The following is a 15,461-nucleotide window of genomic DNA, read 5'->3' on the forward strand; positions in this document are numbered from 1 at the left end:
CGCATCCGGCTGCCGCCGCGCGCGGCGGCCTGCGTCCCGCCCGGACGCGGGCGGCGCCGGCGCGCGGCTGGCGGGCGGCAGCGGGCGGCCTTCGAGGCGGGCCGGATCGATCCACTTGAGCAGGGTGCAGAACAGCAGGTCGGGATCGATCGGCTTGGTCACATGGTCGTTCATGCCGGCCAGGCGGCTCAGCGCGCGGTCGCTGGCCAGCGCGTGGGCGGTCATGGCAACGACCGGCAGCTCGCGCAGGCGCGGGTCCTGGCGGATCTCGCGGGTGGCCGTCAAGCCGTCCATCTCGGGCATCTGGATGTCCATCAGCACCAGGTCGTAGTCGCCTTCGCGCGCCATGCGCACCGCTTCCAGGCCATTGAAGGCGACGTCCACCTGCATGCGGGCGGCGGCCATGAAGTCGAGCGCCACTTCGCGGTTGTTGGCATTGTCTTCGGCCAGCAGGATGCGCGCGCCATCGAGGCGCGGCAGGTCGGCCATGGCCGGTAAATAATTTTCCATTGTGTCATTTGGGCCCAGCTGCGGGTGCAGGACCTGCAGCAGACTGTGGTAAAGCAGCGCGGGGCCGACCGGCTTGTGGAGGAAGGCGTCGACCGGCAGTTCGCCTTCCTCGGCCAGCACGGTCTCGCGGGTACAGGCCGAGATCATCAGGATCGCGGGCGGCGGCGGGTGTCCCGGCCCCTGCGCGTCCTGGCGGATGCGGCGGATGGTCTCGATGCCGTCCAGGCCCGGCATCAGGTAGTCCATCAGCACGATCTGGTACGGCGTGCCGGCATCAACGGCGCGCGCCAGCAGGGCCAGGCATTCCTCGCCCGAAGCGGCGGCGTCCGCGCGCACCCCGAGCGTCTCGAGCATCTCGGACAGCGCGGCGCGGGCGGTGGCGCTGTCGTCGACCACCAGCGCGCGCACGTCGAGCAGCAGGGCGCGGCGCACCGCGCTGGCGGCGGACTGGCCCTCGGCCACCCCGAGCGGGACGGTGAAGGTGAAGCGGCTGCCCTGCTGGGGCGCGCTCTGGACCGAGATCCTGCCGCCCATGAGTTCGACCAGCTGGCGCGAGATCGACAGTCCGAGCCCGGTGCCGCCGTACTTGCGGGTGGTCGAGCTGTCGGCCTGGCTGAACGACTGGAACAGGCGGCCCACCGCCTCCGGCGTCATGCCGATGCCGGTGTCGGTCACCGAGAATGCCAGCGTGACCTGGCCGTCGGCGCTGGCCACGGTGTCGACCGCGACCACGATCTCGCCGCGCTCGGTGAACTTGACGGCATTGCCGGTCAGGTTGATCAATACCTGGCCGAGGCGCAGCGGGTCGCCCACCAGGCCGTGCGGCACGCCGGGGCCGACCCGGAAGATCAGCTCGATGCCCTTGGCCTCGGTCTTCACTCCCAGGAGGCTCGACAGGTGCTCGAGCATCTCGTCGAGGTCGAACGGCACCTGCTCGATGTGCAGCTTGCCGGCCTCGATGCGCGAGAAGTCGAGGATGTCGTTGATGATGCCCATCAGGTGTTCGCTCGCGCCCAGGATCTTGCCGAGGTAGTTGCGCAGGGCCGGCGGCGGCTCGCTCATCAGGGCCAGGCGGCTCATGCCGATGATGGCGTTCATCGGGGTGCGGATCTCGTGGCTCATATTGGCCAGGAATTCGGACTTCATGCGGGTGCTGGCTTCGGCGCGCAGCATCTGGTCGCGGATCGCCTTGGTGCGCAGGCCGAGGATACGCATGAAGACCAGCATGTCGAAGGTGCTGCCGAANGGACTTCATGCGGGTGCTGGCTTCGGCGCGCAGCATCTGGTCGCGGATCGCCTTGGTGCGCAGGCCGAGGATACGCATGAAGACCAGCATGTCGAAGGTGCTGCCGAATACCAGCGCGTGCATGGTCCAGAAATTGGCAGGCAGCTTGCCGTTGATCAGCTGGGCCGTGACCACCGACGAGGCGAACGCCACCGCCCATCCGATCAAAAAGTAGATGCCGACCATGTCGCCGGCGCGCGCGCGGCGGAAGGCGCCGGGCAGGCCGAGCAGCATCGGCATGATGCCGAGAGTGCCGACGATCAGCACCAGGTAGCGGTGGTTGATCAGGCCGGCGGCGAAGCCCGCCGCGGTCAGGAGGCACAGCCCGGCCAGGGTCTTCATCAGCATGCTGAAGATGCGGTCGCGCCCCGGGCGCGCCAGCGACTGCTCGACGAACAGGTAGGCGCCGCAGGAGGCCAGGATCGAGGCCAGGCCGGCGCCATGCTCGAGCAGCCACAGGTTGCCCGGCCACAGGTACTGGCCGGCGGTGCCGAACCAGGCGGCCGAATAGACGGTCACGCCGGCCGCCAGCAGCGCATACTTGCCGAACAGGTGTTCGCGCAGCGTGATCCACTGGCCGATCGCGTACAGGAATAGCGTGATGCGCAGGCCCAGCAGCAGGCCTTGCAGGATCTGTTCGCCGAGGGCGGTGGGCAGCACGGCGTTGGGCTGCATGAAGCTGATCGGCAGGATCTTGGGCCCGACCGAGGTTACCCGCAGCAGCACCGTATAGTCGTTGCCCGGCGTGAAGCGCAGCACGGCGGCCGGCACCCGCCCCTTGAGGGCGTCGCCCGACGGCTGCTGCATGCGGCCCAGGGTGGCGATCTTGCGCAAGCCGTCGCTGCCCGCGATGTGGACGTCGACTTCGTCCAGCAGGGCGTAGTCGATCTGCATCACCCAGCCGTTGGTCGCGTCTTTCGGGACCGACACCGGAATGCGGACCCAGGTGGTGCCGGGTTGCATGCCGAGACTCGCATAGGCGGTGCGGGGCGTCGCGAAGCGGTCGGCCGCCGCCAGCGCCGCGGCGGCGTCCAGGCGGCTGTCGGCATCCTGCAGCACGGTGACGGCCGGCCAGGCCTCGACCACCTCGGCGTCGCGCGCCAGTTGCAGGGGCGCGACCTGGGCCGCCGCCGTGGAGATGTGAAGGACCAGCAGCAGCACGAGGGCGCAGCAGGCGCGCCATGCGCGGAGTAGCACGGCCAGCTTCATGCGGCTTCCCGGCGCCAGCGGAACAGGCCGCAGGCGGCGCAGAACAGCGGGATGCCCATCACGAACAGGGCGATGGTACGGGTCTCGACCGGCACGCCCTGGGTCGCTTCATAGACCATCAGGCCGCCGTACAGGCCGAGCGGCACCAGCACGTCGCGCAGGCGCGCCTTTGGCGCCGGCCCCGCTGCCGTGCGGCGCAGCGCCAGGCGAAAGGCGAACACGATAGCGAAGGCCACCAGCATCCAGCCGACGAAGCCCTGCAGGGTCTCGCCGAACCACCAGCCGTCGTGCTTGACCATGATCCAGGCCTTGAGCTTGTACACCATATAGGGATCGACCCCGAGGTCGTAGGCGGTCACCACCAGGGCCGCCAGGAATGCCATCGCCACGCTGCGCCGGGTGGAGGTGGCGCCGTCGGCCGGGACCTGCCACACGATCAGGTTGGCCATCACGTAGCCGGTGTAGGTGAGGGCGAACCACATCAGCGGAATCACCACCGGCACCTCGCCCAGCCGCGGGCCGAGCACGTCGGTGTAGTCGTAGCTGCCGAAGAACCAGCCGTCGCTGGCGCCCATCTGCTCGGCGAACCAGCCCACCGGCAGTGCAATCAACGCCAGCCACAAGGCCGGCCTGGCCCCGAGCACGTGGGCGGCGCTGGCCAGGCACAGGCCCGCCATCAGCAGCGAGCTGGCCACCAGCAACTGGGTCTGCACGGGCCAGCCGCGCAGCAGCAGCGGCGTGGACAGCATGGCCAGCGCGGTAAGGCCCAGGGCAAGGCGGGAAAGGACGGGTGGCGTGAGCGTCATCTTGTGGATCCTTTGCGGGAGGCGAAAGGCGCCCGATCGGGCGCCTCGCAGTCTAGCAGGAACGCCCAGCCGTGGACAGGGGAGGTTGCAACCCGGGCTGCAAGCCGGGCTGCAACCCGAGGCGCAGCGCCAGCGCCGCCAGCGGTGCCAGGGCGGCGTGGTACTCGATGTCCCCGACCGCGCGCCGCACCGGTTCCAGGTCCGCCGCGTGGGCGCTGCCGGCCAGCAGGGCCTCGAGTTCGGCCAGCGCGTCCTCGGCGCGGGCGTCGTCGGCGCGCAGGCAGGCGTCCAGGCGCTGTACCACCTCGGCCAGCGCGCGCGGGTCCAGCGCCGGCGGCAGGGCGGCCGCCGCCAGGCCGGCCAGGCCGGCCAGCACCAGCTCGGCCGCCGCCACCAGCGACGGCACCTGCACCCCGACCTGGTCGTATTTGCCGGCGCGCAGGTCGTGTTCGAGGCGGCCGGCGGCGCCTGACAGCTCGAGCGCGCCGACGTAGGCCGCGCTCGACTTCAGGTTATGGGCCAGCGACTGCAGCAGCGCATGGTCGCCGCCATTGAGCGCGCCGCGCAGAAGGTGCGGCGCGCTGCCGTACTCGCGCACGAAGCTGCCGGCGCGCTTTTCCAGGCGCAGGCGCTGGCCGTCGACGTTGTCGAGGGCCCGGCGCCAGTCGATCCCGGGCACGACCGGCAGCGGGCCACATCGTCGAGGACGTGACCGACCTGTGCCCGCGCATGGCCATGATCGCCAAGGGCACCGTGCTGCTGCAGGGCGAGCCGCAGGCCGCGATCGATACTCTGAAAAGCCGTGTCTGGCGCCGCACCGTCAGCCAGGAAGCGCTGCCCGACTACCAGGAGCGCTTCAATGTGCTGTCCACCCGCCTGGTGGCGGGTCGGCCGCAGATCAATGTGTATGCCGAGTCGCAGCCGGACGACGGCTTCACCAGCGTCGAGCCGGACCTGGAAGACGTCTACTTCCTCCAGATCCGCAACGCCAGCCGCGCATCTAGCCAGGCATCTGCGCCGGCCCAGGCTGCGCCGGTGACGGCGTGAGGAGCACGGCATGCTGAGAGAATTCTTCAAGTTCGAGCTGGATTTCCAGCTGCGCCAGCCGCTGTTGTGGGTATGCGCATTGATCTTCGGCGCGCTGGCCTTCGGCGCCACCACCAGCGACGCGATCCAGGTCGGCGGCAGCATCGGCAACGTCAACCGCAATGCGCCGGTGGTGGTCGCGCAGCTGCTCGGCGTGTTCAGCCTGATGTCGATGTTCGTGGTCACCATCTTCATCGCAGGCAGCGTGCTGCGCGACAGCGAGATCGGCATCTCCGACATGCTGTTCGCCACGCCGATGAAGAAGCACGACTACCTGATCGGGCGCTTTGCCGCCGGCCTGGTGGCCTGCATGTTCATCTTCGCCCTGATCGTGCTCGGCACGATGCTCGGGCCGCTGATGCCCTGGGTCGACGCCCAGCGCGTCGGTCCTTTCCCGGGCGCCGCCTACCTGTGGGCGCTGGGCGTGCTGGTCGTGCCCAACCTGTTCTTCATCGGCGCCCTGTTGATGCTGCTGGCCGCCACCACGCGCTCGATCATGATGGTGTACGTCGGCGTGATGGGCTTCTTCGTGCTGTGGATCGTCGCTGGCAGCTTCACCCAGAACATCGACAACGAGTGGATCGCCGTGCTGGCCGATCCCTTCGGCCTGCGCGCCCTCGGCCGCGCCACGCGCTATTTCTCGACCGCCGAATCGAATGCCGGCCTGCCCGACATCCAGGGCTATATGCTGGCCAACCGCCTGCTGTGGAGCGCGGTTGCCGTGGCGCTGGTCGGCCTGACCCTGGTCCTGTTCAAGCCGCAGCGCGCCGGCACCGGCAAGCGCCTGTTCGGCAAGGCCAAGGCGCAGGTGCCGGCCGTCTTCGTGCCGGTGCAGGTGGCGCTGCCGCGCATCGCGCCGCGTTTCACCGGCGCCACGCGCTGGACCCAGTGCTGGCATATCTTCGCGTTCGACGCCGTCGCGGTATTCAAGAGCGTGCCCTTCCTGGTCATGCTGCTGTTCGGCGTGCTGAACATGGTGGGCAGTTCGAGCGTGCTCAATGAGATGTTCGGCACCGACGTCTACCCGCGCACCCACCTGATGATCGAGCTGCTGAAAGGCTCGTTCAACTTCCTGTTGATTATCATCGTGACCTTCTATGCAGGTGAGCTGATCTTCAAGGAACGCCAGGCCCGGATCGCCGACGTCAGCGACGCCATGCCGATGCCCAACTGGGCGCCGCTGGTGGCGAAAAGCCTCGCGCTGGTCGGCGTGGTGCTGGCCTTCCTGTTCGCCGGCATCCTGACCGCGATCGCCATCCAGCTGTTCCGGGGCGGGGCGCCGGTCGAATTTGGCGTCTACCTGAAGGGCGTGTTCATGGCCGGCCTGCCGTTCGTGCTGATGGCGCTGGTCGCCATCGTGCTGCAGGTCGTGACCAATAATAAATTCATCGGCTACCTGTTGATGATCGTGTTGATGGTCTCGCAGATCGTCCTGTCCGTGATGCACTTCGATCACAACCTGTACAACATCGCGCTGCTGCCGAATACCCCGTATTCGGACATGAACGGCTTCGGCCACTTCGTCACGGGCTGGGCGTGGTTTGCGCTGTACTGGACCCTGTTCTGCCTGGCGGCGCTGATCGTGGCCCAGGCCTTCTGGGTGCGCGGCCTGTCGGTCGAGTGGCGCTTCCGCGTGCGCGCGGCCGGGCAGCGCCTGAAGGGCGGCCCGGGCGTGGCGCTGGCGGTGTGCACGCTGGCCTTCGCGCTGGTGGGCGGCTGGATCTTCCACAATACCGTGACCCTGGGCGGCTACGAAGCGAAGAACGTCAGCATGGACAAGCAGGCCCGGTACGAGAAGAACTACCGCCAGTACAAGGACCTGCCGCATGCGAAGATCGTCGACGTGCGCGCGGCAGTGGATATCTATCCGGAGGAACGCCGGGTGATGGTCAGGGGCAGCTACGTCCTGGTGAACAAGACCGACAAGCCGCTCGACACCCTGCGCCTGCAACTCAATCCGGACGTGGTCACCACCCTCGGCAAGCTGCCGGCGCACCAGGTCATGCTGGACGATAAAGAGTCCGGCTTCATGATCCTCAAGCTCGCCGACGCGCTGGCGCCGGGTGCGCGCCTGCAGCTGGACTTCACGGTCGACGCACGCCGTCCGGGCTTCTCGAATGCGGGCGAGGCCGATACCTTCAACCTGAACGGCACCTTCTTCAACAACCGCGAGTTCTTCCCGCTGATCGGCTACCAGAGCGACTTCGAGCTGACCGACCGTAATGAGCGCCGCAAGCGCGGGCTGGGCGAGCCGGTGCGCATGGCCAGGCTCGAGGACGAAGCGGCGCGCGCCAACTCCATGTTCGGCGCCGATGCGGACTGGATCGATTTCGAAACCACGGTCTCGACCAGCGGCGACCAGATCGCGCTGGCGCCGGGCTACCTGCAACGCTCGTGGACCCAAAACGGCCGCAACTACTATCACTACAAGATGGACCAGAAGATGATGCCGTTCTTCGCCTACCTGTCCGCCAACTGGCAGGTGAAGAAGGGCGACTGGAACGGGATCCCGATCGAGATCTACCACGATGCCAAGCATGGCTACAACGTGGACCGGATGATCGAGGCTACCGCCAAGTCGCTGGACTACTTCACCACCGAGTTCACGCCTTACCAGCACAAGCAGGTGCGCATCCTGGAGTTCCCCAACTACCAGAGCTTCGCCCAGTCGTTCGCCAACACGATCCCGTTCTCGGAGTCGATCGGCTTCATCGCCGACCTGCGCGACAAGGAAGACATCGACTATGTGTTCTACGTAACGGCCCACGAGATGGCGCACCAGTGGTGGGGCCACCAGGTCACGGCCGCCAATGTGCAGGGAGCGAGCATGCTGATCGAATCGCTGTCGCAGTATTCGGCGCTGATGGTGATGGAGAAGGAATACGGCCGCCACCAGATGCGCCGCTTCCTGCGCCATGAACTCGACCGCTACCTGCGCTCGCGCGGTGGCGAGATCATCGAGGAACTGCCGCTGGCGCGCGTGGAAAACCAGGACTACATCCACTACCGCAAGGGCAGCCTGATCTTCTATCGCCTGCGCGACGAGATCGGCGAACAGGCGCTCAACCGCGCGCTCAAGCGCTTCCTCGAAGACAAGGGCTACCAGGAGTCGCCGTTCACCACCTCGCGCGAGCTGCTCGACTATATCCGTGCCGAGGCGCCGCCTGAAAAGCATGCCCTGATCGCGGACATGTTCGAGAAAATCGTGTTCTACGATAACCGCGTGATGGAAGCGACGGCGAAGAAGCGCCCGGATGGGCAGTGGGACGTGACGATGAAGCTGCACCTGTCCAAGATGGAAGCCGACGGCAAGGGCCAGGAAACGGCGCGGGCCTATGACGAGGCGGTCGAGATCGGCGTGTTCGCCCGCGCCAAGGGAGCGAAGGAGGCCGACGAGAAGGTGCTGCTGCTCGAGAAGCGGGTGCTGTCTGGCGACAACCCGGTGCTGACCATCACCGTGAAGGAGCAGCCATTCGAGGTCGGCGTCGATCCTTACAACAAGATGATCGACCGCGTTTCGCGTGACAACCGCAAGGAAGTCGCCATCGAGTGATCGTTGCGCATCATGGACGGCAAACGAGGCATACTAACTTTGTCGTTACTGCCACTGGCAGTAACGACTCCCCGCGAAGGCGGCGCCAGGCCGCCGGCCGCGCCGCGGCGCGCCGCTGTTCGGCCAGGTGGCGCAGGCGGCGCAGCGTCAGCGGCGAATCCTGCAGCGCGGCGCGTTCGCCGGCCGTCAGCGGCCGGCTGCCGTCCAGCGCCGCCGACAACACCTCGTCGGCCAGCGCCAGGCGGTCATCCGCGACCCGGCGTCCCAGCAATGCCTGCGCCTGCAGCTTGCGATCCAGTTGCGTCATGCCCATCGTCTTTCCTCCTCCATTCCCGCCATCTCGTTCAGGCGCGCGATCGCGGCTTCGCGCCGCTTGCGCAGGGTCGGCAGCGAGATCCCGTCCAGCCCGGCCAACTGCTGCATCGTCGGCAGCTCGCCGCTGTCGGGGTCCAGCCATTCGGACGGATAGCTGTCGTCGAATGGGCCGAGCAGCTTGAGATACACCGCCAGCCGCACCGGCAGGGAATCCTGCGCCATCCGGCGCGCCGCCCAGCTGGCGCGGTCCTCGCCCAGCGCCGCCAGTATGAGATAGTTGGGGGGGAGTGAAACCTGTTGCGCGACGATGGCCAGGTGGGCGACGTCCTGCGCCTCGGTGGCGTCGGCCTCGGGTTCCGGCTCGACGGCGTCCACCTCGTCCTGGCGCGCTTCCAGGATCAGGTCGGGGCCTGGNCCAGGTGGGCGACGTCCTGCGCCTCGGTGGCGTCGGCCTCGGGTTCCGGCTCGACGGCGTCCACCTCGTCCTGGCGCGCTTCCAGGATCAGGTCGGGGCCTGGCGTGCTGCCCTGTTCCGATTCGTCCAGCACACGCCAGTAGTCGTCCAGCCAGGCGCTGGCTTCGCCCGCGTCGTGCAGCCAGTCCTGGTCGCGGTTGGCCGACAGCAGTTCATATTCGCCGATCTCGCGCAGCATGGCGCCGATCTTTTCGAGACTGTTCTTCAGGCTGGCGAAACGCTTCGACCTGGTATGCAGCGGGCCCGGCGCGCCGGTGTGCTGCTCCAGGCTTTCGCTCCAGCGCATGATCCATTCGGGCTTGCAGTCGCCGATCGTGCGCAGCTGGCGCGCCTCGATCGGCATCGCCACCACTTCGCGCCCCAGGATGGCGCCGACCTGCGGCGCGTGTTCGCGCCAGCCTGCGAACAGGCGCGCTACCTCGTGGTAGGCGGTATCGAGCATGCGGTAGGCATACATGCGGTTCGGGCTGCAGGGGCGGCCGCAGGCGGCCTGGTAGTTGTCGCTGTCGACCTTGTCGCGCACGACCGCGTACAGGTCATTGAATTTCTTGCGCAGCAGGGCTTCGCCTCCGGCCTGGTGCCAGAACGGGCCGATGCGCGCATGTTCGGCCGCCACGGCAGCGCACAGGGCGGCCCAGTCGGCCGGACGCGCCTGCAACTCATAGACCAGGGTCAGCGCCAGTTCGCCGACCGTGTCGCCATAGCTGTTGCCGTGCACTCCGGCCCGGGCGCCGGCCGCGGACAAGGCCGGGGCCACCGCCTCGACATAGGCGCCGAGGGATTGTTCGGTATCCGGATCGAGCAGGATGGCTGGCCCGAGCCGTGCGCACGCATGCAGGGAGCATTGTCCCAACAGCTTGCGGACCTGCTCCCAACCGTGCTCCTGATACCGGGTTCCCGGCAAACGCATACCTTGCCCATCCTCTGTTTCACCCCGCCTACGTAGCGGATTGAAATAGATGATGCCATACAAACACGGCGTTGAGGCGCGCAAGAGACCCCTATTTGTCCCTCTTTTCCAACGACTGCCGTTCCATCGACTGCAGCAGGGCGGCCACGACCGGCGCCGCATGGCCGCCGCCGGTGGCTGCCGAGTGGCTGACGAAGGCGGCAAATGCCAGCCGTTCGGCCTGTCCCGGCAGGCTGCCCGGCTCGAGCCAGCCCATGAACCAGACGGTCGCCAGGCCATCCTGGCCGACCGGCGCCGTGCCGGTCTTGCCATACAGGCCAGGGCGCAGGGCGTCGAAAGTGGCGCCGCGGAAGACCCCGGCCGCGGTGCCGCCATCGATCACGCCCTTCATGCCGGCGCGCACCCGGTCCAGGCGCACGCCCAGATCCTCGCGCGGGCCCGGCTGCGCCGCGCGGCCGTCGAGCGACAACAGCAAGCGCGGCGTCACGGTGCGGCCCTCCCCGACCGCTGCCGCCACCAGCGCCATCTGCAGGGGCGTGGCCTGCATGCGCAGACCGATCGCCATCTGGCGCAATTCGTGGCGGCTCAGCACCGGATCGAGCCTGGACGCGCTGGCCTGCAGGGCATCCCATTCGCCCCAGCGGTAGTCAAGCGGCAGCAGGCCGCCGTCCAGCCGCAGCGGCTGGCCGAAGCCGAGCCGCGCCGCCATCGCCGCCACCGGCCGCACCGAGTCCAGCGCGCCGGGTTCGAGTTCGCGCGCGCCGGGCATGCCGCCATCTGGCTGGTCCATCAGGCTGCGGTCGCTCAGTTCAGCGCCCCAGGCGAACCAGGTATTGACGCTGTGCGCCATCGCCTGCGCCAGGCCCAGCCGCCCGTCCTGGGCGCGGGTGCTGGTAACCTGGTCGCGGAAATTGGTGATGCGGGCGCGGTTGCCATCGAAGGGATAGCTGGGCGCGCCGGTGCGGAAGCCGTAGCCGCCCGCCTGCGCCAGCCGGTCCACTTCGCCCAGCGGCAGCCCTTGCAGCAGCCCGTCGAGGCGCCGGTCGGAGCGCGCCGCCTGCTCAAGGCCCAGCGCGCTGACCACCTTGAAGGTCGATCCCGGCGCCCGGTGCGCGCCGCCGTCGTGCTGGAAGGCGGCGCTGCGCAAAGGGCTGCGGGCCGGGTCGGCGCGGTCGAAATCGCGCAGCTCGGCCCAGTGGCCGGGATCGGCCGCTCCGCCGCCGCTGGACGCCGCGGCCAGGATGTCGCCGCTGCCGGCGTCTAACAGCACCAGGCCGGCGCGCCGCTGTTCCAGGGGTTCCGACCCGCCGGCGCAAGCCTGCCCGTTCCAGCGGCCGCCGCGCAGGCCGATGCAGTCGAGCAACAGCTGGGCCCTGGCCTGCAGGCCGAGGTCGAGGCTCAGCCGGGCCTCGTGCCCGGCGCCATTCAGGCGGGCCAGCATGCCCGCCACGCTGCCCTCGTGCTGGCGGTGCACGCCCAGCAGCGGCGCCAGGCCGGCCTGCTGCGCCGGTTTCTGTCAGCACGCCGCTGGCTTCGTCGTAGCGATACCCAGTGGCCTTGCCGTCAAAGCCTTGTTCTTGCAGGAGACGGCCGACCGGGTCGTACTGGAATCGGTAGACGCTGCCGTTCTCGTTTTCCAGCGCGGCCAGGCGGCCGAGCGTATCCCACCTGTAGTGCAGGCCATGTCCAAGGGCGTCGATGCGCTTCGCGATCAGTCCTGCGGCGGTGTAGCGGTAAGCGGTGGTACGCGCGAGCGGGTCGGTGTGCGCAAGCAGGCGGCCTTCGGCGTCGTGGCGCAGCTGCTCCTGGCTACCGTCGGGGTGGATGATGGCGTCGAGCTGGCCGGGATGATTGCCACCGTCGCTGCCTTCGCTGTGCGCTTGCGCTAGCGTTTCGGCAGTGAGCGGCGTGTAGCGATAGCGGGTGACATTGCCGGCCGCATCGATGCTCTTGATCAGGCGCTGGCGGCCATCGTATTCCCACTGACTGCTGTGCCCGGAACAGTCGGTGTAGCCGGCGAGCTGCCCGTCCGGGGTGTAGGCAAGTTTCGTGACGCCGCCCTTGGCATCGGTCACCTTGATCGGTCGGCCGGCCTTGTCATACGCATATTCGGTCTTGTTGCCGCGCGGGTCGGTTTCCTCGACCAGGTGGCCTTGGGTATCGTAGTCGCGTTTCCAGATGCCGCCTTCGGCGTCGCGGATGCCGGTGACGCGGTGCTGGCCGTCATACTCGAAGTGGACCTGGCTGCCGTCAGCGCGGGTGTGGGTCAGCAGGTTCCCGTGGTCGTCGTAACGGTGATGTTCGCTACTGCCGTCGGTATGGATGTGACGGATGACGTTCTTGGCATTGTCGCGGAACAGCCATTCTTCGCGACTGTCCGGGTGCACGATGCGGTAGGTGTAGCCGGCGATGTCGTAGTAATAGCGGGTCTCGTGGCCAAGCGCATCGAGGACGTAGGTCAGGCGGATGTTCTTGTTCCACTCGAGCCTGGTGTCGTAGCTGCCGTCGTCGGCCCATTCGCGGATCGCTTTTGCGTTGAGCCCGCTGTCGATGCTGGTGTCGTAGGCGAGGTTCATGCCACGTCCAGTGCGGTCGGTATACCGGGTGACGAGGTGGCGGTCGTACTGGTACTGCCAGGCGGCGCCGTTTTCGTCCTGGGCGCGAATCAGGTCGCCGTGCTCATCGTAGTCGTAGGCGGCGAGCTGGCGCAGCAGCTTGCCGTCCTTGATTTCCCACACTGCGCGAATGCAGCCGCTACTGGCGTCGATCTGGGTACCTGCATGGGCAACAATGGTCTCGCCCTGCTTGCTGATGATGTCGCTGAGCACTTCCTCGCCAGCGTACGGACCACTGGCGACAACGTGGTCGTAACGCAGGCCGAGTGCGGCGCCGTCACGAGAATGCAGCGCGATCAGTCGGAAATGCTCCTTGCCCAAGTCGGCTACCTTGGCGCGCACCGTGTCGACGAGCTCGTAGGATTCGCGCCAGGGGCTGGGTGCGCCGTCTGGCAGGGGTTTGCCGAAGTCGAGCGTAAGCAGGGTGGCGCTCATACGGGTGAGCGTGATTTGCTCGACCGGGTCGTGGTGCCGCTGGCCCACGTCCAGCCAAGGGTAACGGTGACTGCGGCCGTCGGCGGCGTGATAGAGCAGGGCCGTGGGCTTTCCCTGGCCGACGACGTCGATACGGGTGTTGTACGGAGTGAGCCAGCGTGCGCCGAGGTTGCCGCGGTCATAGGCGGTCAATTGGCTGCGGTAGGTGCGGCTCCATTCGATGGGAAGCGGCGCATCCAGTATGAAGTCAAGGTGGGAGAAGGTTTCGGCGCCGGTGGCGAAGCTGATCGAGTGCGCGGTGCCGCCTTTTGCAGGGCACAGCTTGCAGGCATTGGCATCGCCCTTGGCTGGGGTTTGCTGGCCGGTGGCACCGAGCGCGTGACCGGGATTGTTCTTCTTGTGATCCGCGCCCTTGGCCGAGGGAACCAGCGCCGCATGCCGCTTCTTGTGCNCTTGGCTGGGGTTTGCTGGCCGGTGGCACCGAGCGCGTGACCGGGATTGTTCTTCTTGTGATCCGCGCCCTTGGCCGAGGGAACCAGCGCCGCATGCCGCTTCTTGTGCTTGACAACCGCGGCGCGCAGGCGCACCAGCATCCACCGGATGCTCATCTGCGCCTGTTCGTCGGCCAGGGCGGCGAGCCTGCCGCGGAACGCCGGCTTGAAGTCGGTCAGGTGGCCGATGATGCAGGCAAGTTTCCCGCTTAGATGCTTTCAGCGGTTATCTCTTCCGAACTTAGCTACCCGGCAATGCCACTGGCGTGACAACCGGTACACCAGAGGTTCGTCCACTCCGGTCCTCTCGTACTAGGAGCAGCCCCCTTCAAATTTCCAACGCCCACGGCAGATAGGGACCAAACTGTCTCACGACGTTTTAAACCCAGCTCACGTACCACTTTAAATGGCGAACAGCCATACCCTTGGGACCGGCTACAGCCCCAGGATGTGATGAGCCGACATCGAGGTGCCAAACTCCCCCGTCGATATGAACTCTTGGGAGGAATCAGCCTGTTATCCCCAGAGTACCTTTTATCCGTTGAGCGATGGCCCTTCCATACAGAACCACCGGATCACTATGTCCTACTTTCGTACCTGCTCGACTTGTCGGTCTCGCAGTTAAGCACGCTTATGCCATTGCACTATTAGCACGATGTCCGACCGTACCTAGCGTACCTTCGAACTCCTCCGTTACACTTTAGGAGGAGACCGCCCCAGTCAAACTGCCTACCATGCACTGTCCCCGATCCGGATAACGGACCAAGGTTAGAACCTCAAATGAACCAGGGTGGTATTTCAAGGATGGCTCCACGAGAACTGGCGTCCCCGCTTCAAAGCCTCCCACCTATCCTACACAGATTGATTCAAAGTCCAATGCAAAGCTACAGTAAAGGTTCATGGGGTCTTTCCGTCTAGCCGCGGGTAGATTGCATCATCACAAACATTTCAACTTCGCTGAGTCTCGGGAGGAGACAGTGTGGCCATCGTTACGCCATTCGTGCAGGTCGGAACTTACCCGACAAGGAATTTCGCTACCTTAGGACCGTTATAGTTACGGCCGCCGTTTACTGGGACTTCAATCAAGAGCTTGCACCCCATCATTTAATCTTCCAGCACCGGGCAGGCGTCACACCCTATACGTCCACTTTCGTGTTTGCAGAGTGCTGTGTTTTTATTAAACAGTCGCAGCCACCATTTTATTGCAACCCTTTCACCCTCATGGAGTAAACCAATCAAGTTACTAGGGCGTACCTTATCCCGAAGTTACGGTACCAATTTGCCGAGTTCCTTCTCCCGAGTTCTCTCAAGCGCCTTAGAATACTCATCTCGCCCACCTGTGTCGGTTTGCGGTACGGTCTCGTATGACTGAAGCTTAGAGGCTTTTCTTGGAACCACTTCCGATTGCTTCGTCGCACATGGCGACTCGTCTCAACCCCTTGAATTATGTGCCCGGATTTGCCTAAGCACCTTCTATGAGTCAAAAACTGACTATTCCAACAGTCAGACAACCTTCCGCGATCCGTCCCCCCATCGCATCATACGACGGTGCAGGAATATTAACCTGCTTCCCATCAGCTACGCATCTCTGCCTCGCCTTAGGGGCCGACTCACCCTGCTCCGATGAACGTTGAACAGGAAACCTTGGGCTTACGGCGTGCGGGCTTTTCACCCGCATTATCGCTACTCATGTCAGCATTCGCACTTCTGATACCTCCAGCATCCTTTACAAGACACCTTCGCAGGCTTACAGAACGCTCTCCTACCATAT

At 66.2% G+C, this 15,461-nt stretch carries 7 protein-coding genes, 3 pseudogenes and 3 other annotated features (1 of these 13 running past the window's edge); of the genes and pseudogenes, 2 read left to right on the forward strand and 8 right to left on the reverse strand.

Annotated elements, in window-relative coordinates:
• Positions 1–144: 144 nt before the first annotated feature.
• The 4 genes and pseudogenes from Q9246_RS26410 to Q9246_RS26425 all read right to left on the reverse strand — a co-directional run.
• Positions 145–1,737 (reverse strand): annotated as a pseudogene (locus tag Q9246_RS26410) (response regulator); the annotation flags it as partial.
• Positions 1,738–1,879: 142 nt separating this feature from the next.
• Positions 1,880–3,004 (reverse strand): annotated as a pseudogene (locus Q9246_RS26415) (7TMR-DISM family protein); the annotation flags it as partial.
• A complete protein-coding gene (locus tag Q9246_RS26420; protein ID WP_306394422.1) occupies positions 3,001–3,810 on the reverse strand; it encodes a carotenoid biosynthesis protein in 810 nt (269 codons plus the stop codon). The gene Q9246_RS26420 and the pseudogene Q9246_RS26415, both read right to left, overlap by 4 nt.
• Positions 3,811–3,862: 52 nt before the next feature.
• Entirely contained in the window at positions 3,863–4,489 is a 627-nt protein-coding gene (locus Q9246_RS26425) for an Hpt domain-containing protein (RefSeq protein WP_306394424.1), read from the reverse strand.
• A 29-nt stretch (positions 4,490–4,518) separates the two neighbouring features.
• On the opposite strand from Q9246_RS26425, the gene Q9246_RS26430 reads away from it, so the two are divergent.
• Positions 4,519–4,857, forward strand: a complete 339-nt coding sequence (locus Q9246_RS26430) for a hypothetical protein (protein WP_306394426.1) — start codon at positions 4,519–4,521, stop codon at positions 4,855–4,857.
• A 10-nt stretch (positions 4,858–4,867) separates the two neighbouring features.
• On the forward strand, positions 4,868–8,449 hold the full coding sequence (locus Q9246_RS26435; protein WP_306394428.1) for an ABC transporter permease/M1 family aminopeptidase: 3,582 nt from the start codon (positions 4,868–4,870) through the stop codon (positions 8,447–8,449).
• Between the two features lie 10 nt (positions 8,450–8,459).
• Here the strand turns inward: Q9246_RS26435 and Q9246_RS26440 are convergent, their stop codons facing one another.
• The 4 genes and pseudogenes from Q9246_RS26440 to Q9246_RS26615 form a co-directional block, all read right to left on the reverse strand.
• Positions 8,460–8,756, reverse strand: a complete 297-nt coding sequence (locus Q9246_RS26440; protein WP_306394430.1) for a hypothetical protein — start codon at positions 8,754–8,756, stop codon at positions 8,460–8,462.
• Positions 8,753–9,139, reverse strand: a complete 387-nt coding sequence (locus Q9246_RS26445) for a hypothetical protein (RefSeq protein ID WP_306394431.1) — start codon at positions 9,137–9,139, stop codon at positions 8,753–8,755. Before Q9246_RS26445 ends, Q9246_RS26440 begins: the two co-directional genes overlap by 4 nt.
• Before the next feature lie 1,101 nt (positions 9,140–10,240).
• Positions 10,241–11,419: a penicillin-binding transpeptidase domain-containing protein gene (locus Q9246_RS26600; RefSeq protein ID WP_422802344.1), complete on the reverse strand. Its 1,179-nt coding sequence runs from the start codon at positions 11,417–11,419 to the stop codon at positions 10,241–10,243.
• Between the two features lie 721 nt (positions 11,420–12,140).
• Positions 12,141–13,796 (reverse strand): annotated as a pseudogene (locus Q9246_RS26615) (DUF6531 domain-containing protein); the annotation flags it as partial.
• A 42-nt stretch (positions 13,797–13,838) separates the two neighbouring features.
• Positions 13,839–14,639, reverse strand: a sequence feature (23S ribosomal RNA rRNA prediction is too short).
• Position 14,640: 1 nt separating this feature from the next.
• Positions 14,641–15,381: a sequence feature (23S ribosomal RNA rRNA prediction is too short), on the reverse strand.
• 11 nt (positions 15,382–15,392) lie between these two features.
• Positions 15,393–15,461: a sequence feature (most likely nonfunctional fraction of RNA operon), on the reverse strand (it continues 1,766 nt past the right edge of the window).

The sequence above is a fragment of the Telluria beijingensis genome (assembly GCF_030770395.1).
GTDB classification, from domain to species: domain Bacteria; phylum Pseudomonadota; class Gammaproteobacteria; order Burkholderiales; family Burkholderiaceae_D; genus Telluria; species Telluria beijingensis.

Bases quoted from the DNA above. Each gene is read 5' to 3' on its own strand.
- Q9246_RS26435 (WP_306394428.1), top strand. From the start codon at position 4,868: ATGCTGAGAGAATTCTTCAAGTTCGAGCTGGATTTCCAGCTGCGCCAG.
- Q9246_RS26420 (WP_306394422.1), bottom strand. From the start codon at position 3,810: ATGACGCTCACGCCACCCGTCCTTTCCCGCCTTGCCCTGGGCCTTACC.
- Q9246_RS26440 (WP_306394430.1), bottom strand. From the start codon at position 8,756: ATGACGCAACTGGATCGCAAGCTGCAGGCGCAGGCATTGCTGGGACGC.